Consider the following 21,263-nt stretch of genomic DNA (forward strand, 5'->3'; position numbering starts at 1 on the left):
ACCGCCCGCTTTGTCCGGTCCGGCTTTATAGGGGACAGGCAAGTCCCTTACAACGCAGCCCTGACCGTCTTCCGAGCTATGCTCGGGCACGAAAAAGTCAATGTAAACATTGGCAAAAGCGGTTAATGGCCGCGCCGCCGACGATATGTCACATAGGACAGGTCGGCGCTGTCGTCGGGGCCGGCCGGATGGCGGATGCGTTCGACCTCGTCCCATTCCGCCTTGTCGATGTCGAAATGCGTGTCCCCTTCGGGGCGCGCATGCACTTCGGTGATCTCGAGACGATCGGCACGACCGAGCCATTGCCGGTAGATCTCGGCGCCGCCGATCACCGCGATCTCAGTGACCGAACGCCGCAGAGCGTCGCCGCGCGCGACTGCCTCCGCATCCGCTGGCGATGTCGTGACGATGGCGCCATTGGCGCGATAGGCCGGATCGCGCGTGACCACGATGTTGGTGCGACGCGGCAGCGGCCGGCGCAGGGTCTCGAAGGTCTTGCGGCCCATGATCACCGGCTTGCCGATCGTCAGCGCCTTGAAGCGCGCCATATCGGACTTCAATCGCCACGGCATCGCATTGCCCGCGCCGATGACGCCATTCTCTGCGATGGCGACGACGAAGACGATCTCCATCAGGCAGAGCTCCCGGCAAGCTGGGTCAGCGCAGGCCCGGTGACCCGGCACAGCGTCCAGTCGTCCATCATGACCGCGCCGATCGATTTGTAGAACGCGATCGAGGGTGCGTTCCAGTCGAGCACCGCCCATTGCAGGCGCGACCAGCCGTTGTCGACGCATTCCCTGGCGAGATAGGCCAGCAGCGCCTTGCCGAGGCCCTGGCCCCGATGCGCCGGCCGCACATAGAGATCTTCGAGATAGATGCCGTGACGGCCGCTGAAGGTGGAGGAATTGAGGAACCACACCGCAAAGCCGACCGGCTCACGGTTCCACTCCGCGATCGCGCAATAGAGCTGCGGCCTCTCGCCGAACAGCGCGTCGGCGATGTCAGCCTCGGTCGCTTCCACCTCGTGCGACAGCTTTTCGTACTCGGCGAGCTCGCGGATGAAGGAGAGAACGAGCCCGGCTTCCCCGGGCCGTGCACGGCGGATGGTGAGCGACATAGGGCGCTAGACCGCCACGTCCGCCTTGATGTGCGGATGCGGTTCGTAACCGACGAGCTCGAAGTCTTCGTAGCGGAAGGAGAAGATGTCCTTTACGTCAGGATTGATCCGCATCACCGGCAGCGCGCGCGGCGCGCGGCTGAGCTGCAGCCTCGCCTGCTCCAGATGGTTGGAGTAGAGATGAGTGTCGCCGAGCGAGTGCACGAAGTCGCCGGGCTTCAGGCCTGTGACCTGCGCGACCATCATGGTGAGCAGCGCGTAAGAGGCGATGTTGAAGGGCACGCCGAGAAACACGTCGGCCGACCGCTGATAGAGCTGGCAGGACAGCTTGCCGTTCGCGACATAGAACTGGAACAGCAGGTGGCAGGGCGGCAGCGCCATCTTCTCGACGTCGGCCGGATTCCAGGCGGTGACGATCAGGCGGCGGGAATCAGGCGTGCGCTTGATCATGTCGATGACATTGGCGATCTGGTCGATGCTGCGTCCGTCGGCCGTGGGCCAGGAGCGCCATTGATGGCCGTAGACCGGGCCGAGATCGCCATTGGCGTCCGCCCACTCGTCCCAGATGGTGACGCCGTTGTCGCGCAGATATTTAATGTTGGTGTCGCCCTTCAGGAACCAGAGCAGTTCATGCACGATCGCCTTCAGCGGCAGCCGCTTGGTCGTCAGCATCGGGAAACCGGCCGACAAATTGAAGCGCATCTGATGGCCGAACACCGACAGCGTGCCGGTGCCGGTCCGGTCGGTCTTCTCGGCGCCGTCGGAAAGAATCCGCTCGAGCAGGTCCTGATATTGGTGCATGGGCGACTGAGCCTTTGGGGAGGCGGCGAACTTAGCGACACCCCCAGCGCTGCGACAGCGGCGATTCGCTGTCTCCGTCGATTATACCCGGAAAAGTGAGTGTTCCCGGCACAAACGACAAGGGGCGAAACGCAGCGTTCCGCCCCCTCGCCTAGCGCCTTGATCGCCTTCCTTAATTTGCTGGCTTGAGCACTGGGCTCCACTTCGCGATCTCGCTCCTGACGAGGGTCGCCAGCGCCTCCGGGGTGCGGTCCTTCGGCCCGGGGATGACGCTACCGAGCTCGAGCAGGCGCTTCTTCACCGTCTCGTCGTCGAGTGCCTTGATGGCGGCGGCGTTCACACTTGCCACGATCGCGGGCGAGGTTCCCTTGGGCGCGAACATCGCGTTCCAAGCCTGGGCCTGGAATGCCGGCAGGCCGGCTTCCGCCGTGGTCGGCACGTTCGGCAGCGACGGGTTGCGCTCGGCCGTGGCGATCGCATAGGCCTTGATGGTGCCGGCATTGATCTGCGGGACGGCGTTGACGATCTGGTCGCACATGTAATCGACCTGCCCCCCCACCAGCGCGTTCATCGCAGGTCCCGTTCCGTTGAAGGGCACGCCGACGGGCTTGATGTCGAGGATGGAGTGAAGGAGCTCGCACGAGACGTGCGAAACCGAGCCGACACCGGCATGCGCGGCGTTCACCTTCTCGGCATTCGCCTTCACATAGGTGACGAACTCCTTGAGGTCCTTCGGCGGAAAGTCCTTGCGCGCCAGGATCAGGATCGGCGTGCCGGCCAGAAGTGCGATCGGCTCGAAGTCCTTCTCGGGGTGATAGGCCAGCTTCGGATAGAGCGGCACGGAGGCGGCATGTGTGCCCATATGCCCGGTGATCAGCGTATAGCCATCGTTGGCCGCACGCGCGGCACGCGTCGTGGCGGTGGTGCCGCCGGCGCCGACCACGTTCTCGATGATGATGCTCTGCCCCAGCGTCTGCGCCATGTGCCCGGTGACGATGCGTGAGATCACGTCAGTCGGCCCGCCGGCCGCGAACGGCACGATCACGGTAATGTTGCGCGTCGGATAGGTCTGCGCCTCAGCCGTTGCGATGAAGGCGCCCAGCGATGCTATCGCAGCTGCACATGCGCCTGTGAGCGCGCGAATGAACGTCATGGCGATCCTCCCTTTGGACACACTAAAATGCCGGCCCAAAGGCCGGCATTTCCATTTCACAAAGCCGTAACACAAGTCGATTCGACTTCCGAATGCGGCGCGCCGACGCAGGACCGAAGCCGACGCAGGCGCACACAACATCAATTCTCGGACTCGGTGAACACCTCGTCGCGCTTGGCGCGCAATACAGGTAGCACCGTAAGGACAAGCAGGCCCGCCGCGACCGCGAGCAGCACCGCGGACAACGGACGCGTCAGGAACACGCTCCAGTCGCCGCGCGAGATCAGCAGCGCCCGGCGCAGGTTCTCCTCCATCAGCGGTCCCAGCACCATGCCGAGCAGCAACGGCGCCGGCTCGAAATCGTGCTTGATCAGCCAATAGCCGACGAGACCGAAGACGCCCGCGAGGATGACGTCGACCGGAGCATTGTTCACCGAATAGATGCCGATCGCGCAGAAGATCACGATCGAGGGGAACATCAGCCGGTAGGGCACGCGCAACAGCCGCACCCAGATTCCGACCAGCGGCAGGTTGATGATGATGAGCATCAGATTGCCGATCCACATCGAGGCGATCATGCCCCAGACCAGATCCGGCTGCTTCTGCATCACCTGCGGGCCCGGCACGATGCCATGGATGGTCATGGCGCCCACCATCAGGGCCATCACCGCGTTCGGCGGGATGCCGAGGGTGAGCAGCGGAATGAACGAGGTCTGTGCCGCGGCGTTGTTGGCACTCTCCGGCCCCGCCACGCCCTCGATAGCGCCGCGGCCGAACCGGGACGGATTCTTTGAGAGCTTCTTCTCGAGCGTGTAGGCCGCGAAGGACGCGATCACCGCGCCGCCGCCGGGCAGGATGCCGAGGATCGAGCCGAGCACGGTACCGCGCAGGATCGGCGGCGTCGCATCGGCCAGGTCCTTCCTGGTGGGCATCAGTCCGGTGATCTTCTGCTGCACGAGATCGCGGTTCATCCCGGCGCCGTGGTCTAGATTGCGAATGATCTCGGCAAAGCCGAACACCCCCATCGCCACCGTCGCAAAGCCGAGGCCGTCAGCAAGCTCCGGAATATTGAAGGCCATACGCGAGGCACCGGTTTCGATGTCCGAACCGACCATCGAGAGCAGCAGGCCGAACACGATCATCGCGATCGCCTTCAGCACCGAGCCCTTGGCCAGCACGACCGCGAAGATCAGGCCGAGCACCATCAGCGAGAAATATTCGGCCGGGCCGAACGCCAGCGCGAGTTTCGTCAGCGGCGCACCGAGCAGGGCAATGAGCACCGTCGCGACGCAGCCAGCGAAGAACGAGCCGATCGCCGCGATCGCCAGCGCCGGGCCGGCGCGGCCCTGCTTGGCCATCTGGTGACCGTCGATGGCGGTCACGACCGACGTCGCCTCACCGGGTATGTTGACCAGGATCGACGTGGTCGAGCCGCCATATTGCGCGCCGTAATAGATGCCGGCGAGCATGATCAGCGCGCCAACCGGCGGCAATCCGAAGGTAATCGGCAAGAGCATCGCGACGGTGGCGATGGTGCCGATTCCGGGGAGAACGCCGACCAGCGTTCCGACCAGGGCGCCGATCAAGCACATCAGCAGGTTGATCGGAGTAAACGCGACGGCAAAACCGTGAGCGAGGTTGGCAAAGATATCCATCACGCCCTCACTGGATCAGAAAACGCGGATACATCGGCATCGGCAGCCCGAGTATGTAAGGAAACAGAATGGCGCAACCGAGCGTCAGGCAGGCGCCGACGATCGCCGCTTCGAGCCAGCGTGTCTCGTGCGAACCGGCCGCCGAAATCATGAAGCTGGTAAAAGCCGTGACTACGAGGCCGAGGGAGCGGATCGACAGGGCGAAGAAGACGATCGCAGCCACCACGAACAGCGGTCCCCGCCAGGAATAATGGGCCATCGCCGGCCCGTTCGTCAGAAGACCCGTCAAGGCAATGCCGGCTGACAAGGCGACCAGCAACCCGCCGAACATGCGCGGCGCGGTCCCTGCGCCGAAGGAGAAGCCCCGCATGCCCTGCAGATCGCTCCCTGCCCACAGCGCGAACAGGGCGACGGCCATCAGAACGACGCCGCCGACATAATCCTGTGCCGATCGGATCGTCATGAACAACGTGAGGATCGCCACCGCAAACAGCGGATAGGAATAGATCAGCGCCAGCAGCACCTCGGACGACATCTTCTTGGCGCCGCCGCCGAACGATCCGAACAAGGCGCTGGGCGCGCCGGCGAGCAGCGCCGTCGCGTGGCCGGTGACGACCGCCGCCGGACCGCGGCCGGCTCCCCAGCCAAAGATCGTCCCGATCGACCAGATCAATTCGAAAATCTGCGGCGCAATCGCCAGCAGACAAAAGCCGAGCGCCAGCCTGGTATTTCGGGTGGCCGTCGCTGAGTGGCCCATCGTGTCGGCCATGCCTGTCTCCTCCGCGACCCGTAAGTCACGAGCACTGTTGTTTTAAATCGACTGGAACTGGATCCCCCGCCCCGGATCACTGCCTAGCGATTTTCGTTACACAATGCCAGCAAAACCCAACGCGCCGCCGGCAAGCAGAAGCCGGACTGGATAGTTGCGCGAGATGGACGCGGCCGCCGCAACCATTGCGTCAGACGCAGTGCAGCAATTGCTGGACCAGGCCGATTTAACATCACGATAAGCACGTTCGGACCTGGCGAGATCTGTGAAGTCGCGTGGGCGTTTTAGTCGGTGCTTTGCCCTGACCGCGATGCTGTGCGTCTTCGGGCACTGCCGCCGCAGCCCCGGCGAGAGAGCGAGATCCGGCCGAAGCTGGAGATCAGCTTGCGGCTCCTCGTGCTGCTACTTTCCGCCGCAGGAAATTAACCGACGCCGAGACTGACAATGTCGTTCGCTGGAGCAGCAGCGTCATCATGCGCAAGGATTCAGCACATCGGGCCGGCGACCTCTGCCAAAGGCCAGAGCCGCGATAGGCCCGGCAGTCCGAAGCCTATCCAAAGGGAACCGCGGGATCGCGCCCCCAACCCTCTGTTTTTCGAAAGCTTTGCCCCCTATATTGGGGGTGCCGGTTCGCCGGCTATGGAAATAAACGGTCGTCGCAATAAACCATTCGGACCCGGGGGCGGTACCCGGCGCCTCCACCAAAGCCCATCATCGGGCGTGCCCGAAGCTGGGCTTTGGCGGGGGCGAAATAGGATCGACGAGGGCGTAAAGGGCGTACTTTTTCCCGGTATTGTTCCGCCGTTATCGGGCTACTGCAATAGTTGCCAACGACAACTTTGCTCCGGTTGCTCAGGCTGCGTAACGCAGTTTGAAAGACCACTCTAAAGTCCTAGTGGGTTAAGCTCCGCTAGGCGGGGTTCGGAGGCACCTGGCAACAGAAGCCTCCACTTTACTCTTTGATTCTTCCCCGGCGGGGACTCCTGCTCGCCCGTCAGGCGCGGTACTATTGCGGCTTGGCGAGTCGGATCGGCAGGGTCCGGCTGCTTGGATGCAACAGGACCACCATGGCGACCGATCATATCCGATACGATGTGCTGGCCCGCGACGCGCTGCGCGGCGTGCTGCGGAAGGTGCTGACCGATGCCGCGGCGCATGGCCTGCCGGGCGAGCATCATTTCTTCATCACCTTCGTGTCCAAGGCCGAAGGCGTGAAGCTGTCGCCGCGGCTGCTCGCACAATATCCGGAAGAAATGACGATCATCCTCCAGCACCAGTTCTGGGACCTGACCGTGCTCGAGGATCGTTTCGAGGTCGGCCTGTCCTTTGGCGGCATTCCGGAGCGGCTCGTGGTGCCGTTCAGTGCCATCAAGAGCTTCCTCGATCCGTCCGTGAAGTTCGGCCTCCAGTTCGACACCTCCGACGTCGCCGAGGTCGCGCCGGACAATCTGCCGGCAGCGCCCGCACCATCGGCCGTATCGGTCCCGGCACCTGCCGCGGAGAAGCCGGAAGCTGCCGACGAGCCGCCGCCGCCGAGCCAGGGCGGCGCCGAGGTCGTGCGGCTCGATCGTTTTCGCAAGAAATGATCTAGGTTGGCCGCGAAGCCGTCGCGCCCGCCCAAACTGCCTATATAGAGAAGCACATGAACAGGCCGCGCGGCGTTTCGCGCGGCAGAATGGATGTGCTCATGGCCAAAGCGTCCCGCTCGAAGACTGCCCGCCCCGCAACCCGCACCGAGACCGACAGCTTCGGTCCCATCGAGGTCGCCGCCGACCGCTATTGGGGGGCGCAGACCGAGCGCTCGCGTCAGAATTTCCGCATCGGCACCGACCGCATGCCGATCTCGCTCGTGCATGCACTCGGCATGGTCAAGCTCGCCGCCGCACAATCCAACCTCGAGCTCGGCCTGCTCGACCAGCGCCGCGCCAATGCCATCATCCGCGCTGCACGCGAGGTGATCGAGGGCAAGCTGGACGACCATTTTCCGCTGGTCGTATGGCAGACCGGCTCGGGCACCCAGAGCAACATGAACCTCAACGAGGTGATCGCCAACCGCGCCAACGAGTTGCTCGGCGGCGAGCTCGGCGCCAAGAAGCCGGTGCATCCCAACGATCACGTCAACATGAGCCAGTCGTCGAACGACTCCTTCCCGACCGCGATGCACATCGCCGCGGCAAGCCGCATCAATGCCGATCTCGTGCCTGCCCTTGCCGAGTTGCTGCGCGCGTTGCGCAAGAAGGAGAAGGAGTTCTCGAAGATCGTGAAGATCGGCCGCACCCATACCCAGGATGCGACGCCGCTGACGCTCGGTCAGGAATTCTCCGGCTATGCCGCGCAGGTCGAAAGCGGCATCGCCCGGCTCAAGATCGCGGTGAAGGACCTCTATCCGCTGGCGCAGGGCGGCACGGCCGTCGGCACCGGCCTCAACTCGAAGCCGCGCTTTGCCAAGCTGTTCGCAAAGCACGTTGCCGGGATCACCAAGCTGCCCTTCACCAGCGCCGCCAACAAATTCGAGGCGCTGGCCTCGAACGATGCCTATGTGCTGGCGCACGGCGCCATCAATTCGGTCGCGACCGGCCTGTTCAAGATCGCCAATGACATCCGCCTGCTCGGCTCCGGCCCGCGCTCGGGCCTCGGCGAATTGATCCTGCCGGAGAACGAGCCCGGCTCCTCGATCATGCCGGGCAAGGTCAACCCGACACAGTGCGAGGCGATGACCATGGTGTGCTGCCAGGTGTTCGGCAATCACACCGCGATCACGGTCGCCGGCAGCCAGGGTCATTTCGAGCTCAACGTCTACAAGCCGGTGCTGGCCTACAACATGCTGCATTCGATCCGCCTGATGGCGGATGCCGCGCGCTCCTTCACCGAACATTGCGTCAGCGGCATCCGCGCCGACGAGAAGCGCATCAGGGAGCTGATGCAGCGCTCGCTGATGCTGGTGACGGCGCTGGCGCCGAAGATCGGCTACGACAACGCCGCCAAGGTGGCCAAGACGGCGCATGCCAACGGCACCACGCTGAAGGAGGAGGCGCTGCGGCTCGGCTTCGTCGCGGCCGACGAGTTCGACCGCCTGGTGCGCCCCGAGAAGATGACCAGCCCGGGATGATTCCGAATTCCGATAGCCATCCGTAATGATACGGACGCTCGGCGCCCAAAAAGATGCGGTTTTGGGGGCGGGATTTGATTACCGTCAATGTTGCGGCGGGGCGGCGTGTTACGCAGCTCCACTGCCCTCGACGGGGCGAATTTCATCGTTTGATGGCCCAAGGGCCGATTGACGAGGACGAGCGAATGGCGATCAAGTCTTCTGGGGCGCAATGCGGCGCCCTGTTTCTGAATGTTTCATCCTGCCTGACGAGGATCGGATGATGGAGACGCGGCATGGGGAACGTCATCAACCTGAATCGTTTCAGGAAGCGCGTCGAGCGGGAAGCCTCGGCGAAGCAGGCGGACGCCAACCGGGCGAAGTTCGGGCGCACGAAGGCGGAACGGTCGTCCGAGGCGAAGCGGGCGGACCAGGCCAAGGAGCATCTGGACCAGCACCGGATCGATCGCGAGGAGCAGCCATGAAGTCGCCGGTCGTGAAGCGGTCGATCGTCGTCGCCGGCCACAAGACCAGCGTCAGCCTGGAAGAGGCGTTCTGGAACGGCATGAAAGAGATTTCCGGCCTGCGCAACATGACGTTGTCCGAGCTGGTCGGCGAGATCGACAACAACCGCCAGCAGGGCAATCTGTCGTCGGCGATCCGCCTCTTCGTCCTGGACTACTTCAAGAGCCGCGCCATGGCCGCCCAGCCGGACAAGGTCCCGGCCCAGTAGCCGTCGGGAGGCGCCTGCGACGGCGCCCACGCCCCTGCACTTTAAAATCGCTCTAAGGTGCAGCTTCGGCGCGCGGGCACGCTTGACCTCAATGCCCGGCGTTGAAAATACAGGGCATGACCGACACCACTGATACGCGTTCGCACATGCCGCTGGGTCTGGCCCAGCGCGGCTATACCGGCGTCATCCAACACCTTGCCGCCAAAGAGGCTGGCTCGGCGCTTTCGGACGTCGAGCTCGAGAGCCGCCTGATCGAACTCGGCTTCGTCGAGGGCGCCCGGGTCGAGATCCTGCATGAAGGGTTGGTCGGGCGTGATCCGATCGCGGTACGGGTCGACAGCACCACGATCGCGGTCCGCCGTCGCGAAGCCATGGCCATCATCGTCGCCTGACGCGCGAGCGGAATCTTGCCCCAGGCCCTTGATCCCATGGAAGCACCGCTGCTGCATCTCGCCCTGGTCGGCACGCCCAACAGCGGCAAGACCTCGCTGTTCAACGCGCTGACCGGCAGCCGGCAGAAGGTCGCGAACTATCCCGGCGTCACGGTCGAGCGCAAGGAAGGCTTCTTCGTCACCCCGCTCGGCCGCCAGGTCTCCGTGGTCGACCTGCCCGGCACCTATTCGCTGCGCGGCCGCAGCCCGGACGAGGAGATCACCCGCGACTTCGTGCTCGGCAAGGCCTCCGGCGAGACCCTGCCCGATCTCGTGCTGTGCGTCGCCGATTCCACCAATCTGCGCCTGACCATCCGCCTGCTGCTGGAGCTGAAGCGCACCGGGCGGCCGATGATCCTCGTGCTCAACATGTTCGACATCGCAAGCCGCCGCGGCATCACTGTCGACGTCGAGCGGCTCGCCAAGGAGCTCGGCGTGCCCGTAGTCACCTCGATCGCGGTGCGCAAGGGCGGCACGGCCGACCTGCTCAAGCTGACCGACGAGATTTCCGCAGCGCTCGCCGCCGAGCCGGTCGAGAACAGCTGGCGCGCGCTCGGCGTCTCCGAGCTGCGCGCCACCCAACGCGAGGCCGACCGCATCATCGCCGACTGCGTCAGCTTGCCTGCTCGTCCCGACACCTGGACCGCACGGATCGACGCGATCGTGCTGCATCCGGTCGGCGGGCTGATCGTGCTCGCGCTGATCCTGTTCGTGATGTTCCAGGCGGTGTTCGCCTGGGCGCAGCCGGCGATGGAGCTGCTGAAGTCCGGCTTCGACTCGCTCGGAGAGCTGGTGCAGGCCACCCTGCCCGACGGCTTGCTGCAAAGCTTCTTGCAGAACGGCGTGATCTCCGGCGTCGGCAGCGTCATCGTGTTCCTGCCGCAGATCATCCTCATCTTCCTGTTCATCCTGCTCCTGGAAGATTTCGGCTACATGGCGCGCGCGGCGTTCCTGATGGACCGCATCATGGGCGGCGCCGGCCTGCACGGCCGCGCCTTCATTCCGCTGCTGTCGAGCTTTGCCTGCGCCATTCCCGGCATCATGGCGACGCGCGTCATCGACAACAAGCGCGACCGGCTGACCACGATCCTGATCGCGCCGCTGATGACCTGCTCGGCGCGCATTCCGGTCTATACGCTGATCATCTCCGCCTTCATCCCGGCCAAGGACGTCTGGGGCTTCATCAACCTGCAGGGCCTCGTGATGTTCGGGCTCTACGCCACCGGCATCGTCAGCGCTCTCGTCGTCTCGTTCCTGATCAAGTTCTTCATGCTGCGCGACTTTGCGCCGGCGCCCTTCATGCTGGAGCTGCCGGACTACAAGATGCCGCGGCTGAAGTCGGTCGCGATCGGCATCTTCACCCGCGCGAAGATGTTCCTGTACCGCGCCGGCACCACGATCTTCTCGATGATGGTGCTGATCTGGTTCCTGGCCTCGTTCCCGCAGCCGCCCGCGGGCGCGTCCGGGCCGGCCATCGAGTTCAGCCTCGCGGCGATGATCGGCAAGGCGCTCGAACCCCTGCTCGCCCCCGTCGGCTTCAACTGGCAGATCGCGGTGGCGCTGATCCCGGGCATGGCGGCGCGCGAGGTCGCGGTCGCGGCGCTCGGCACCGTCTATGCGATCGAGGGCGGCAACGAAGCGGTCGAGCAGATCGGCCAGGTGCTGGCGACGAAATGGTCGCTCGCGACCGCACTGTCGATGCTGGCCTGGTACATCTTCGCCCCGCAATGCGCCTCCACGCTGGCCGTGATCCGGCGCGAGACCGGCAGCTGGGCCTGGATGGGGGTCACCTTCGCCTACATGCTGGTGCTGGCCTATGCGGCGAGCCTCGTGACGTACAACGTCGCGGTCGCGCTGGGGGCGGGGTAGCCCCCTTCCAAAACAAAACTGCGAAAACAACCCCATGCACAGTAGACCGGGGGTCGTGAAATCAATGGATTGCGGATTATCCTAAGTCGCTGCTTGCTCCGTCGGGCAAAACAGTGGCATGATGTCAAAATTCAGCCCCAGCGATAGCACCATGAACGACACGCCACCGACCCGGCGATCTGTCCCCCTGGACCATTTCACCACCGACCGCCTGACCGCCGAGCGATTGCGCGAAGATCACCTCGGCGACCTTGTCGCGCTGCATCGCGACGCCGAGGTCTCCCGTTTTCTCGGCGGGGTACGGACGCCCGAGGTCACGAAGGCCTATCTCGCGACCAACATGGCCCATTGGGACCAGCACGGCTTCGGGCTCTGGACGCTGCGAACGAAGGACGGGGCCTTCGCCGGACGTGCCGGCATTCGGCACATTGTGGTGGACGATGTCGACGAGATCGAGATCGCCTACGCATTCAAGCGCGAATTCTGGGGCCAGGGATTTGCAAGCGAGATCGCGGCCAAGCTGACGGACATCGGCCTGTTGCAGCTTGCGCTGCCGTCCCTCATCGGCATCGTCCATGTCGGCAACACTGCATCCCGCCGCGTGCTGGAGAAGTCGAACTATCTCCTCGAGCGCAGCACGAACCGTCACGGCGAAGATGTCGTGATTTACCGCATCAGGCGGTGAATGCCGCGGCGGGGCCGACGGCGGCTGATCGCTTGTGTTCATTTTTGAACCGACACCCCCCAGGGGGTCGGCTCAGTCTGAGCGGCGAAGCGGTCGCCTGACAGCCCGAGGCATTCGAGCGGGAACTCAAGCCCGGCCTCGGAGTTCCTTAGACGGACCTTTCAGTCATCCGGCTCCCGGCAAGCGCTTGGAGCGCATGGAGAGCTTTGGGAAGATACGCGTAAGGGGGGTTCATGACCGGTCAATCCGCGGCTGCCCCAGGCAGCGACCTCAAGGATTCGCCGAGAGTTTCGACCGGCAGCGAAGGACTGGACGATATCCTCGGCGGTGGCTTGGACCCCAACCGGATGTACCTCTATGAGGGACGACCCGGCACCGGCAAGACCACGATTGCGCTCCAGTTTCTGCTCCGCGGGGTGCGGGACGGCGAACGCGTACTCTACATCTCGCTTTCCGAGACGAAGCGCGAGCTCACCTTGGTCGCGCAACGACACGGCTGGTCGCTGGACGGAGTCGACATCTTCGAGCTTGTCCCGCCCGAGACGACGCTCGATCCCGAGCGGGAGCTGACGGTTTTTCATCCTGCCGAGATGGAGCTGAGCGAGACCACGGGTCTGATCTTCAAGGAGGTCGAACGGATCAATCCCACCCGCGTGGTGCTCGACAGTCTCTCCGAATTGCGGCTGCTGGCGCAGAACCCGCTCCGCTACAGGCGCCAGGTTCTGGCCCTGAAGCACTTCTTCACCAACCGCAATTGCACCGTGGTTCTGCTCGACGATCTGTCCTCTTCCCAGGACGACCTGCAACTGCATTCGATCGCACACGGCGTCGTGATGCTCGAGCAACTGGCCATCGACTACGGTGCCGAGCGGCGACGGCTTCGCGTGATCAAGATGCGCGGCATCCGTTTTCGCGGCGGCTTCCACGATTTTACGATCGCGCAAGGCGGCCTGCGCATCTATCCCCGGCTCGTCGCAGCCGAACATCACAGATCATTCGAAGGCGACATGGTGTCCAGCGGCAACCCCGAGCTCGACCAGCTCCTCGGAGGCGGGCTCGAGCGCGGCACCAACGCGCTCCTGCTCGGCTCGGCCGGCGTCGGCAAGTCGTCACTTGCGCTGACCTACGCCATCGCGGCGGCGCAACGCGGCGAGCACGCCGTGTTGTTCGCATTCGATGAAGGACGCGGAACGGTTGAGGCACGTGCCAGGACGCTCGGACTGCCGCTGGACGAGCACCTCGCCTCCGGACGGATCCGCTTTCAGCAGATCGATCCCGCCGAATTGTCGCCGGGCGAGTTCGCGGCAACGCTTCGCCGCAGCGTCGAGGCCGACAATGCCCGCATCATCGTCATCGACAGCTTGAACGGCTATCTGAACGCGATGCCGGACGAACGCTTCCTCATTCTGCAGATGCATGAACTGCTCAGCTATCTGGCCCAGCAGGGCGTGCTCACCATCCTGATCCTCGCCCAGCATGGGCTCGTTGGCCCGATGGATACGCCGCTCGACATCAGCTATTTGAGCGATGCGGTGCTGATGCTGCGCTATTTCGAGTTCGGCGGGACGGTGCGGCGCGCGCTCTCGGTCGTCAAGAAGCGCAGCGGCAATCACGAACACAGCATCCGCGAGTTCCGGCTCGGCGGCGCGGGGATCAAGCTCGGTCCACCTCTCCAGGAGTTCAGCGGCATTTTCTCCGGCAATCCTCGTTACACCGGCACGGTGTTACCGGACGGACCGGCCGAATGAGTGCCGACCGGGACGACCGCATTCTGATATTCGCCCCGATCGGTCGCGACGGACCGGCATCGGCGGAGCTTTTTCGCGGCGCAAGCCTGGAAGCGGTCAATTGCCGGAGCTTGCCAGAACTCGTTGCCGAGATGGCGGCTGGCGTTGGAGCGGTTTTTTTGGCCGAGGAAGGACTATTCGGCAAAGACACGGCGCCGCTGGCACATTGGATTGCGAACCAGCCGCCATGGTCCGACCTTCCCTTTGTCGTTCTTACCAGCCATCGGGAGCAGCCGGCAGTTGTCGCATGGAGACGCAGTATCGTCGAGCTCCTGCGAAACGTTTCGCTGCTCGAACGTCCGGTCCAGCCGATCACGCTGACCAGCGCGATTCAATCGGCGATGCGCGCCCGACGGCGTCAATATGAAATCCGGGCTCTGCTCGAAGCACGCGAGCAGACCGCGCAGGAGCTCGAGAAACTGGTGGTCGAGCGGACGCGAGAGCTGGAAGAAGCCAACGAGCAGCTTCGCCTCGAAATGAACGAACGCACGCGCGTGGAGGAGACGCTGCGCCAGGCCCAGAAGATCGAGGCCATCGGCCAGCTCACCGGTGGTGTCGCCCATGACTTCAACAATCTCCTGATGGTGATTTCCGGCGGCCTCGACATGCTCGAACGCCAGACTGATCCGGCCCGCCGTCGCCGTCTGATGGACGGGATGATCCAGGCGGCGCAGCGCGGGGCAAGCCTGACCAAGCAGCTTCTGGCGTTCTCACGGCGGCAGAAGCTCCGGCCGGAGCCCGTCGACGTGGCCGCGCAGATCGGCGGGATGCGAGAACTGCTCGATCGCAGTTTGCGAGGCGACGTTCACGTCGAGTTCGACTTTCCGGACACTCTATGGCCGGTGGAGGTCGACCCCGGAGAGCTCGAGCTGGTCATTCTCAACCTGGCCGTCAATGCCCGCGATGCCATGCCCAATGGCGGGACGATCGTTGTGAGGGGCGAAAACCTACCTGGTTTCAACCACGGGCAGATCGCGGGCGACTACGTCCGCCTGTCCGTCATCGATACCGGCGTCGGCATGTCTCCCGAGATTTTGGCGCGCGTGTTCGAGCCGTTCTTCACGACCAAGGACGTGGGAAAGGGATCGGGGCTCGGGCTGGCGCAGGTCCACGGATTTGCCACCCAGTCCCGGGGCACCGTGCGAATTCAATCGGAAGTCGGGCGAGGCACGAGCATCGAGCTGTACCTGCCGCGATCGTACGAGCTTCCTTCCAGCGAACGACATCTGATCGACCTCACCAGGGTCCGGCCGAAAAAGAGCAATCAGGGCGAAATCCTGCTGGTGGAGGACGATGACGAAGTTGCCGCGCTGGTCAGCGAAATGCTCGGCCAGCTCGGTTACAACGTCACGCGGGCCGCGAGCGCTGCCGCGGCGCTCGGGGCTTTGGCCGATGGCCGCTCGGTCGATGTCGTTTTTTCGGATATCATGATGCCGGGCGGCATGAACGGGGTCGAGCTTGCGCGAGAGATCCGAAATCGGCGAAGCGACATCCCGGTGTTACTGACCAGCGGATATTCGGAAGCGTCCGCTCACGAGGCCGACGCAGCGGGCATTCAGATCCTGGCGAAGCCCTATCACATCGACGAGCTGGCGGCAGCGCTGAGCGCGGCGAGATCAAGTCTAAGGCTCGATGCGGAATCCAAGCGCTCCCATTCCTGCTGAGAGCGATCCCCGATTCGCTGCGTCTCGCAGGCTACGAAGTCTTACCTGAAATATCCCAGCACGAGATCGACGTCCGCGCTGCGGGCCGCCGTGCCGTTCAGCTCGGCGTCGATGACGCGGCGGCAGGCGTCCACCGCGGCGTGGTCGCCGAGGTCGTTGGCGGCTTCCAGCACGAGCCAGGCGGCGTCCACCGAGGCCTTGTCCGGAGCTGCGCCGCCGAGATCGGTGGCGCCGGCATTGGCGAGATTCTTCTTGCGAACGGCGGTGCCGAATTGAGGCAACATTGCAGGTACTCCCATCTCCTCAGTGGACCTGTCAGTGGACTTGAAGTTCGGGCTGACGGCCCGCATCGGCACCCGCGCCGGTCTTGCGCGACTGGTAGAACTTCAGAATGCTGCGCGATGTCTCGATGTTGAGCCGGCCGAACTCGCGCTCGTTGTCGCGAAGGTCGCGCGCCGTGATCAGATGATCCTTGGCGCCGAGGAACAACAGCGACATCGTCGTGTCCCAGGAGAAGTCGAGCGCCTTGCACAGCACCAGGATCATCTCGCGGTTGCGGTCCATCAGCGCGCGCTCGATCACGTCGACCGGCAGCGCCGACAGCAGCGACAGGCCGATCTGCACCTCGTCGAAGCGATGCTGGCGGGCATAGTTCGAGATCGAGTCCTGGTTGAGATTGCCCTGGCGATACTGCGTCGTGACCACGCGCTTGGCGACGAAATAGCTGCGCGAGGACGGGCCGAACTTGGACTGGAGATCGCCGGTGACCTCGGTGACCGAGCTCTGGATCTGCGACATCATCTCGGGCCGCTCGGTCTCGAGGCGGCGGCGGACGTCTTCGGAGGCCTTCGCGATCAGCTGCTGGAAGATGTGGCGCGGCACGTCCTTGCGCAGGCCGAGCTGCTCGGCAAGGATCGAATCGCCCTCGGCGCGGCGGACCATGTGCAAGAGACCCGAGCCGGAGAAGCGCGCGCCCTCGTTCTTGGCGACCGAAGTCACGACCTCCTGGTTGCCGCGCTTGACCAGCACGTCGGTCACGGCTTCGCCGATCGACTGGCGCTGCGAGATCGCCAGCAGATGCGCCTGGCCCTTGGTCATGGCGCTCTGGACCAGCATCTTCTCGTCGATGCGGTTGGAATCGCGCAGCACGGGACCGGCAACCGCGATCTCGTCGTCGAGGGCGAGCCTTTCGATGACGTTGAGCGGAGCATGATCGCAGGCCGACATCACTTCGGAGAGCTGCGCGCGCGCTGCCACCTCGATCTCGTCGGCGAGCCGGCCGATCACCTCGCCGAACATGCTGATCTCGTCGTCGCTGTAGCGGCCGGTGATCAGGATGTCGGTCGCATGCCACAATGCACGCGCCCGGCTTTCGTCGGTGCCGCGCGCGATCGCGTCGTCCAGATCCTGCAGAAGCGATTTCGCCCCGTTCATCTCGATCACCCCAGTTCTTGGCAGCCCGTTGGCGAGCCGTCCCGCCGCTCGCGGCGCGACGCCGAATTCCTCTGGGAACCCACGCTAGAGATGAAACGCGAGAATTCAGTAAAGTCGGCAAATCAGTTTTGCCGACGAAAATTCGTTCAAATGCGAGGGAATGGATTTACTGTTGTGCAAGAGCCGAGAAGCTTTGGGCACTGAAACCTCTCCGCGTCATGGCCGGGCTTGTCCCGGCCATCCACGCCTTGCCGCATGGCACAAAGAACGTGGATGCCCGGGACAAGCCCGGGCATGACGAGCATCGGCACCGGAGCGCTTTAGATAGCGCCGTCTACGGATTCTGCGGCGTCAGCACCAGCGGCGGCTTCGGCCTGGGCTTGGCGGGCGGCGGGCCCGGGGCGGGCTTCACGTCGATGGCCGGAGGGAGCGGCGCGAGCTGCTGGCTCGCGAGCGGCGGGCTCGTCAGTGAAGGGCTGGGCGCGGCGGGCGCGGCCTGCGGAGCTTTCGGGGTCGGCGCCACCCTGGGCTTTGCCGGCGCGCGGCGCGGGTCCTGGCCCGGCAGCGGCACGTTGGGTGGCGCCTGCTCGGTCGCTATCTCCGGGGACACCAGCGTCGGCAGCGCAGCGGTGGCCGGCGGCGGCTCGCCGCGCTCGATGGCGTCGAGCCGCCGCGTCTCGCGATCGATCGTGCGCACCGCGAGCCATGACGACAGCGGTGCGAGGTCGATGGTACGGGTCAGCCTGTCGGGCGGGCCTGCCGCAAACAGCTGGATCTCGGGCGGGGCGCCGGAAAGCCCGGTCATGATTGGCGTCAGGCTGGCGCGGATGTCGGCCTGGTCCGCCGGAATGTCGTAGCCGCCGGAGACGATGGCGCGGGCGTTCTTCGCTTCCAGCGGCGTTGCGCCGATGCGCAGGCGGCCGTCGCGGATCGTGAACGGAATCTGCGCCGAGGGCACCGCGATGCGCCCCGCCGACAGCGCGGGCTCGACAAGCTGCCGCAGCCGGTTGTCGTCATTGACCTGGCCGCCGTCGCTGGCGCGGATGGCGATCTCGAACGCACGCGGATTGAGGCCGGCGATCTCGGCGGATTCGAGCGTCACCGTGCCGTTGCCGGCGAGCGCGCCGGTCAAGGCCGCGACGCTGCGGCCCTGGCTGGTCAGCGCCATCTGCACCGAGGCGCGCCCCTTGGGCAGGGCGAGGTCGCGATAGCGCAGCGCCGCCGCATCGACGTTGCTGAGCTCGATGCGCGCGTTCAGCGCAAGACCACCCGCGCCATTGCGCGCGTCCAGGCTTGCGGACATGTCGCCGCCGCCGACGCCGCCCTTGAGCGCATCGAATGCGAGCGACTGGCCGTCGCTCCGGATCGTGCCGCCGAAGGGGCGGAGCTCTATGCCGCCGGGCAACGTTCCGCGTAAGGCCTGGAAGGCGATGCGGCCGCGCCAGCCGCTGACCAATCCTGCGCTGAGCGGCTCGCCGGACTCACGACCGGCTGCGCCGACGGCGATTGCGAGCGCCGGCGCCAGATCGAGCGAGTCGAGACCGACCTCGCCGTCGATGCTCTTGTCCTGATCGAGCGTCACCGAAACATGGCCGCGCAGATGCGAGCCCGCGGCATTGCCTTCGAGATCGCCGAAGGTCAGGCGATTGCCGGAGAGCGTGAGGCGGGAGGACAGGCTGACATTCTGCGCCGACTTGCCGGCCAGGCTGGTCCCGAGCAGCGGCGCCAGATTGGCGTTGCGCACGCGCAGGTTCACGCTCGCCTTCGGTTCGAACGATTTGGGTTCGGACGATTTGGGCTCCGACCATTCGACGCTGCCTTGCGCGTCGGCATCGAGCCCGCCGCCGCTGAGCTTTGCGTTCAATTGCGAGGGACGGCGCCAGGCTCCGCTCAACCGTCCTTCGAATTGCGAGGCGCCCTCGCCCGCGGCCACGATGCGATCGAGCCCGAGCAGCGCCAACAGCGCGCCGGCCTGCGGCGCCGCGACTTTCGCGTCCAGCGTGAAGTCGCTGTTGCGCAGGCGTTCGAGGTCGATACCGCCGATGGCGGCCGCCGGCGTCTGCGCGGCCAGGGTCGCCGTGGTCTTGAGCTGCGGTGCGTCGAGGTCGAGCACGAAGCGGGCATTGCTGCGATCGGCATGCTCGGCGTTCTTGTCGAGGCTGAGATCGAGCTTGAGACGGGTCGCGCCTGGCAAGGACGGGAGCGCATCGAGGCGCGCGCGCAGCGCGGGCGCGAACGGCTCGACCAGCGCGGTGAGCTCGCGCAGCGAATTGGCCGAGGATTTCAGCGCGAGCTTGCCGGTCGTCTTGGTGCGGTCGAAGCTGCCGCTCGCCTCCGAGGTCACGCCGCCGCCCTGGCCGAAGCGCAGCTGCTCCAGCGACAGCGACGCCGGGCTGTAGGCGAGCCTGGCTGCGAACGGCCGCAGCTCCTGGCCGGCGGAGATCGCGCGGCCGATATCGAGCGAGAGCTTTGCCTCTTCCGGCCATTCGCCTTGCGGCCCCGCCAGCGCGCGCACGAAGCTCGCGGCGGCATCGAGGTCGAGACGGTCGGCCCTGAGGTCCGCATCGATCCGCGAGCCCTTGCTCGCGCCTGTCTGCACGAAGACGATGCGGCCTTCGACCGCGCCGCCGTCGATGTCGGCCTTCAGCCTCTCGATGGCCAGATGATTGGCGGCGATGGTGACGTCGCCGGAAAGGCGCAGCGGCCGCGTGCTGCGGCGATTGATCTCGCTGCGGCCCTGCAGCCAGGCCACCAGCGTGTCTGGATCGGAGGATTCGACGCTGAGCCGGCCGCTGAAACTGTCGGCGCCGGGAGCTGCGCCATTGAGCGAGACCTGCGTCATGCCGGGCGCGCGCAGCTCCAGCCGCCGGAACGTCCAGGACCGGCCGTCGGTCGCAAGCTCGGTCGCGATATTCTGGAGCGGACGGCCGCCGAGCATGATCTGATCGGCATTGAACTCGATCTGGGCAGGGATCGGCACCTGCGGGATCGCCGCCAGCCCTGCGCGCAGCGCCGGCAGGACGCGCTGCGGATCGGCATCGTCCTTGGCGGTCAACCTGTCGGCATCGACCTGCCGCGCCGACAGCACCGCGCGCAGCAAGGGCGATGCGCCAAACCTGAGGTCGCCCACGCCGCCGAGCTTCAGCGCGGTGTCCTCCGGGCCGAAGCTCGCGTCGATCTGCTCGAATTTCGCGCCGGCCGGATCGGCCTTGAGCCTGGTCGCCAGCTTCCAGGGCGTCGGTCCCGCCTCGCCCGCCTTCCTGGCCGCGGGCACGGCGAGGGTCAGCGCGCCCTCGAATTTCGGCTGGCGGTTGTCGAAGGCGAGCACGCCCTCGAGATCGGCGAGGATGGCGCGCTCGCCGGGATCGATGTTGAGGTGGAGACGGGTGGCGCTGCCGTCGGCGCTGGGGCCGGAGGAGACACGGAACGGGTAGCGCACGCCGCGCGCGGCGAAGCTGCCCTCGCCCCGCACCGAGCCTGCGAGCGAGCGCACGTCGCCGGAGAAGGCGATGTCGTTCAATTCCAGCGTCGAGCGGCTGGCGGCATCGTGCAAGGCGATGCGGCCGGCGAGGTTCAGCCGCTCGATGGCGAGGGAGGCCAGGTTGAAGGTGCCGCTCGCGGTGGAGGGCAAATCGACCCGTCCGCGCGCGTCCAGGCCAAGATCGACCGCCATGCCGCCGACCGAAAGCTCGGTGGCGCGCCATTCGCCGCGCATCAGGGAGCCGAGGCTGAACTCGACGTCGAGCTTGTCGGCGCGCAGGCGGCCGAGATCGTTGTTGCCACCGAAGGTGACGCCGCGCAGCCGCAATGTCGGCGCCGGCAACAGCCGCGCATCGAGCTCGCCCGCCACCCGCACCGGCACGCCGATGATCTTGCCGGCCTCCGCCTCGAACTGGGGCCTGAACTGGTTCCAGTCGATGTAGTAAGGCCCGATCAGCGCGGCCAGCAGCGCAATGATGAAGGCAATCGCCAATCCGAGCAGCGTCGTCTGCACGGGTCTCCCCTCGGCCAAACCGGCCTGGGCCGAAGCTGAGAGCCTCAGGCGCGCCGGAACAGCCCCTTATATAGGGGGAAGTG

At 65.3% G+C, this 21,263-nt stretch carries 18 protein-coding genes and 1 other RNA gene; 10 read left to right on the forward strand and 9 right to left on the reverse strand.

Annotated features, from left to right (window positions below):
* Positions 1-122: 122 nt before the first annotated feature.
* From ACM43_RS14165 to ACM43_RS14190, 6 genes are all read right to left on the reverse strand, one after another.
* Complete coding sequence (locus ACM43_RS14165) at positions 123-632, reverse strand: dihydrofolate reductase (protein WP_271540707.1); 510 nt, start codon at positions 630-632, stop codon at positions 123-125.
* Positions 632-1,117 (reverse strand): GNAT family N-acetyltransferase, encoded by a 486-nt coding sequence (locus ACM43_RS14170; protein ID WP_271540708.1) that lies wholly within the window; start codon positions 1,115-1,117, stop codon positions 632-634. Before ACM43_RS14170 ends, ACM43_RS14165 begins: the two co-directional genes overlap by 1 nt.
* 6 nt (positions 1,118-1,123) lie before the next feature.
* Positions 1,124-1,918, reverse strand: a complete 795-nt coding sequence (locus ACM43_RS14175; protein WP_271540709.1) for a thymidylate synthase — start codon at positions 1,916-1,918, stop codon at positions 1,124-1,126.
* Positions 1,919-2,090: 172 nt separating this feature from the next.
* Positions 2,091-3,071 (reverse strand): tripartite tricarboxylate transporter substrate binding protein BugD, encoded by a 981-nt coding sequence (locus ACM43_RS14180; RefSeq protein ID WP_271540710.1) that lies wholly within the window; start codon positions 3,069-3,071, stop codon positions 2,091-2,093.
* 140 nt (positions 3,072-3,211) lie between these two features.
* Positions 3,212-4,726, reverse strand: coding sequence for a tripartite tricarboxylate transporter permease (locus ACM43_RS14185; protein WP_271540711.1), 1,515 nt, complete (start codon positions 4,724-4,726; stop codon positions 3,212-3,214).
* A 7-nt stretch (positions 4,727-4,733) separates the two neighbouring features.
* Positions 4,734-5,495: a tripartite tricarboxylate transporter TctB family protein gene (locus ACM43_RS14190; RefSeq protein WP_157284718.1), complete on the reverse strand. Its 762-nt coding sequence runs from the start codon at positions 5,493-5,495 to the stop codon at positions 4,734-4,736.
* A gap of 585 nt (positions 5,496-6,080) precedes the next feature.
* On the opposite strand from ACM43_RS14190, the gene ssrA reads away from it, so the two are divergent.
* The 10 genes from ssrA to ACM43_RS14240 all read left to right on the forward strand — a co-directional run bounded on the left by ssrA (position 6,081) and on the right by ACM43_RS14240 (position 15,752).
* Positions 6,081-6,447: a transfer-messenger RNA gene (gene ssrA / locus ACM43_RS14195) on the forward strand.
* Positions 6,448-6,562: 115 nt separating this feature from the next.
* Positions 6,563-7,081, forward strand: a complete 519-nt coding sequence (locus tag ACM43_RS14200; protein ID WP_157284719.1) for an SspB family protein — start codon at positions 6,563-6,565, stop codon at positions 7,079-7,081.
* Between the two features lie 89 nt (positions 7,082-7,170).
* Positions 7,171-8,604, forward strand: coding sequence for a class II fumarate hydratase (gene fumC, locus ACM43_RS14205; RefSeq protein WP_271540740.1), 1,434 nt, complete (start codon positions 7,171-7,173; stop codon positions 8,602-8,604).
* Between the two features lie 275 nt (positions 8,605-8,879).
* Positions 8,880-9,068, forward strand: a complete 189-nt coding sequence (locus tag ACM43_RS14210) for a DUF4169 family protein (RefSeq protein ID WP_109144934.1) — start codon at positions 8,880-8,882, stop codon at positions 9,066-9,068.
* Complete coding sequence (locus ACM43_RS14215; protein WP_025038043.1) at positions 9,065-9,316, forward strand: ribbon-helix-helix domain-containing protein; 252 nt, start codon at positions 9,065-9,067, stop codon at positions 9,314-9,316. The genes ACM43_RS14210 and ACM43_RS14215 overlap by 4 nt, the downstream gene beginning before the upstream one ends.
* Before the next feature lie 116 nt (positions 9,317-9,432).
* Complete coding sequence (locus ACM43_RS14220) at positions 9,433-9,708, forward strand: FeoA family protein (protein ID WP_036006563.1); 276 nt, start codon at positions 9,433-9,435, stop codon at positions 9,706-9,708.
* A 36-nt stretch (positions 9,709-9,744) separates the two neighbouring features.
* Positions 9,745-11,616, forward strand: coding sequence for a ferrous iron transporter B (gene feoB / locus ACM43_RS14225; RefSeq protein WP_271540741.1), 1,872 nt, complete (start codon positions 9,745-9,747; stop codon positions 11,614-11,616).
* Between the two features lie 187 nt (positions 11,617-11,803).
* The gene (locus ACM43_RS14230) at positions 11,804-12,301 is read left to right on the forward strand and encodes a GNAT family N-acetyltransferase (RefSeq protein WP_271540742.1); all 498 of its coding nucleotides are present in this window, start codon (positions 11,804-11,806) and stop codon (positions 12,299-12,301) included.
* A gap of 233 nt (positions 12,302-12,534) precedes the next feature.
* Positions 12,535-14,049 (forward strand): ATPase domain-containing protein, encoded by a 1,515-nt coding sequence (locus ACM43_RS14235; RefSeq protein WP_271540712.1) that lies wholly within the window; start codon positions 12,535-12,537, stop codon positions 14,047-14,049.
* Complete coding sequence (locus tag ACM43_RS14240) at positions 14,046-15,752, forward strand: ATP-binding protein (protein WP_271540713.1); 1,707 nt, start codon at positions 14,046-14,048, stop codon at positions 15,750-15,752. Before ACM43_RS14235 ends, ACM43_RS14240 begins: the two co-directional genes overlap by 4 nt.
* Before the next feature lie 41 nt (positions 15,753-15,793).
* Here ACM43_RS14240 and ACM43_RS14245 read toward each other — a convergent pair whose 3' ends face one another.
* The 3 genes from ACM43_RS14245 to ACM43_RS14255 form a co-directional block, all read right to left on the reverse strand.
* The gene (locus ACM43_RS14245; RefSeq protein WP_036024966.1) at positions 15,794-16,036 is read right to left on the reverse strand and encodes a hypothetical protein; all 243 of its coding nucleotides are present in this window, start codon (positions 16,034-16,036) and stop codon (positions 15,794-15,796) included.
* Positions 16,037-16,067: 31 nt separating this feature from the next.
* Complete coding sequence (locus ACM43_RS14250; protein WP_271540714.1) at positions 16,068-17,186, reverse strand: DUF2336 domain-containing protein; 1,119 nt, start codon at positions 17,184-17,186, stop codon at positions 16,068-16,070.
* 334 nt (positions 17,187-17,520) lie between these two features.
* On the reverse strand, positions 17,521-21,180 hold the full coding sequence (locus tag ACM43_RS14255; protein WP_271540715.1) for an AsmA family protein: 3,660 nt from the start codon (positions 21,178-21,180) through the stop codon (positions 17,521-17,523).
* Between the last annotated feature and the right edge of the window lie 83 nt (positions 21,181-21,263).

This window comes from Bradyrhizobium sp. CCBAU 45321 (assembly GCF_028128975.1).
Lineage (GTDB): Bacteria > Pseudomonadota > Alphaproteobacteria > Rhizobiales > Xanthobacteraceae > Bradyrhizobium > Bradyrhizobium yuanmingense.

What these genes read in the sequence shown, in the direction of transcription:
- ACM43_RS14165 (WP_271540707.1), bottom strand. Translation starts at nt 632, where the DNA reads ATGGAGATCGTCTTCGTCGTCGCCATCGCAGAGAATGGCGTCATCGGC.
- ACM43_RS14170 (WP_271540708.1), bottom strand. Translation starts at nt 1,117, where the DNA reads ATGTCGCTCACCATCCGCCGTGCACGGCCCGGGGAAGCCGGGCTCGTT.
- ACM43_RS14175 (WP_271540709.1), bottom strand. Translation starts at nt 1,918, where the DNA reads ATGCACCAATATCAGGACCTGCTCGAGCGGATTCTTTCCGACGGCGCC.
- ACM43_RS14180 (WP_271540710.1), bottom strand. Translation starts at nt 3,071, where the DNA reads ATGACGTTCATTCGCGCGCTCACAGGCGCATGTGCAGCTGCGATAGCA.
- ACM43_RS14185 (WP_271540711.1), bottom strand. Translation starts at nt 4,726, where the DNA reads ATGGATATCTTTGCCAACCTCGCTCACGGTTTTGCCGTCGCGTTTACT.
- ACM43_RS14190 (WP_157284718.1), bottom strand. Translation starts at nt 5,495, where the DNA reads ATGGCCGACACGATGGGCCACTCAGCGACGGCCACCCGAAATACCAGG.
- ACM43_RS14200 (WP_157284719.1), top strand. Translation starts at nt 6,563, where the DNA reads ATGGCGACCGATCATATCCGATACGATGTGCTGGCCCGCGACGCGCTG.
- fumC (WP_271540740.1), top strand. Translation starts at nt 7,171, where the DNA reads ATGGATGTGCTCATGGCCAAAGCGTCCCGCTCGAAGACTGCCCGCCCC.
- ACM43_RS14210 (WP_109144934.1), top strand. Translation starts at nt 8,880, where the DNA reads ATGGGGAACGTCATCAACCTGAATCGTTTCAGGAAGCGCGTCGAGCGG.
- ACM43_RS14215 (WP_025038043.1), top strand. Translation starts at nt 9,065, where the DNA reads ATGAAGTCGCCGGTCGTGAAGCGGTCGATCGTCGTCGCCGGCCACAAG.
- ACM43_RS14220 (WP_036006563.1), top strand. Translation starts at nt 9,433, where the DNA reads ATGACCGACACCACTGATACGCGTTCGCACATGCCGCTGGGTCTGGCC.
- feoB (WP_271540741.1), top strand. Translation starts at nt 9,745, where the DNA reads ATGGAAGCACCGCTGCTGCATCTCGCCCTGGTCGGCACGCCCAACAGC.
- ACM43_RS14235 (WP_271540712.1), top strand. Translation starts at nt 12,535, where the DNA reads ATGACCGGTCAATCCGCGGCTGCCCCAGGCAGCGACCTCAAGGATTCG.
- ACM43_RS14240 (WP_271540713.1), top strand. Translation starts at nt 14,046, where the DNA reads ATGAGTGCCGACCGGGACGACCGCATTCTGATATTCGCCCCGATCGGT.
- ACM43_RS14245 (WP_036024966.1), bottom strand. Translation starts at nt 16,036, where the DNA reads ATGTTGCCTCAATTCGGCACCGCCGTTCGCAAGAAGAATCTCGCCAAT.
- ACM43_RS14250 (WP_271540714.1), bottom strand. Translation starts at nt 17,186, where the DNA reads ATGAACGGGGCGAAATCGCTTCTGCAGGATCTGGACGACGCGATCGCG.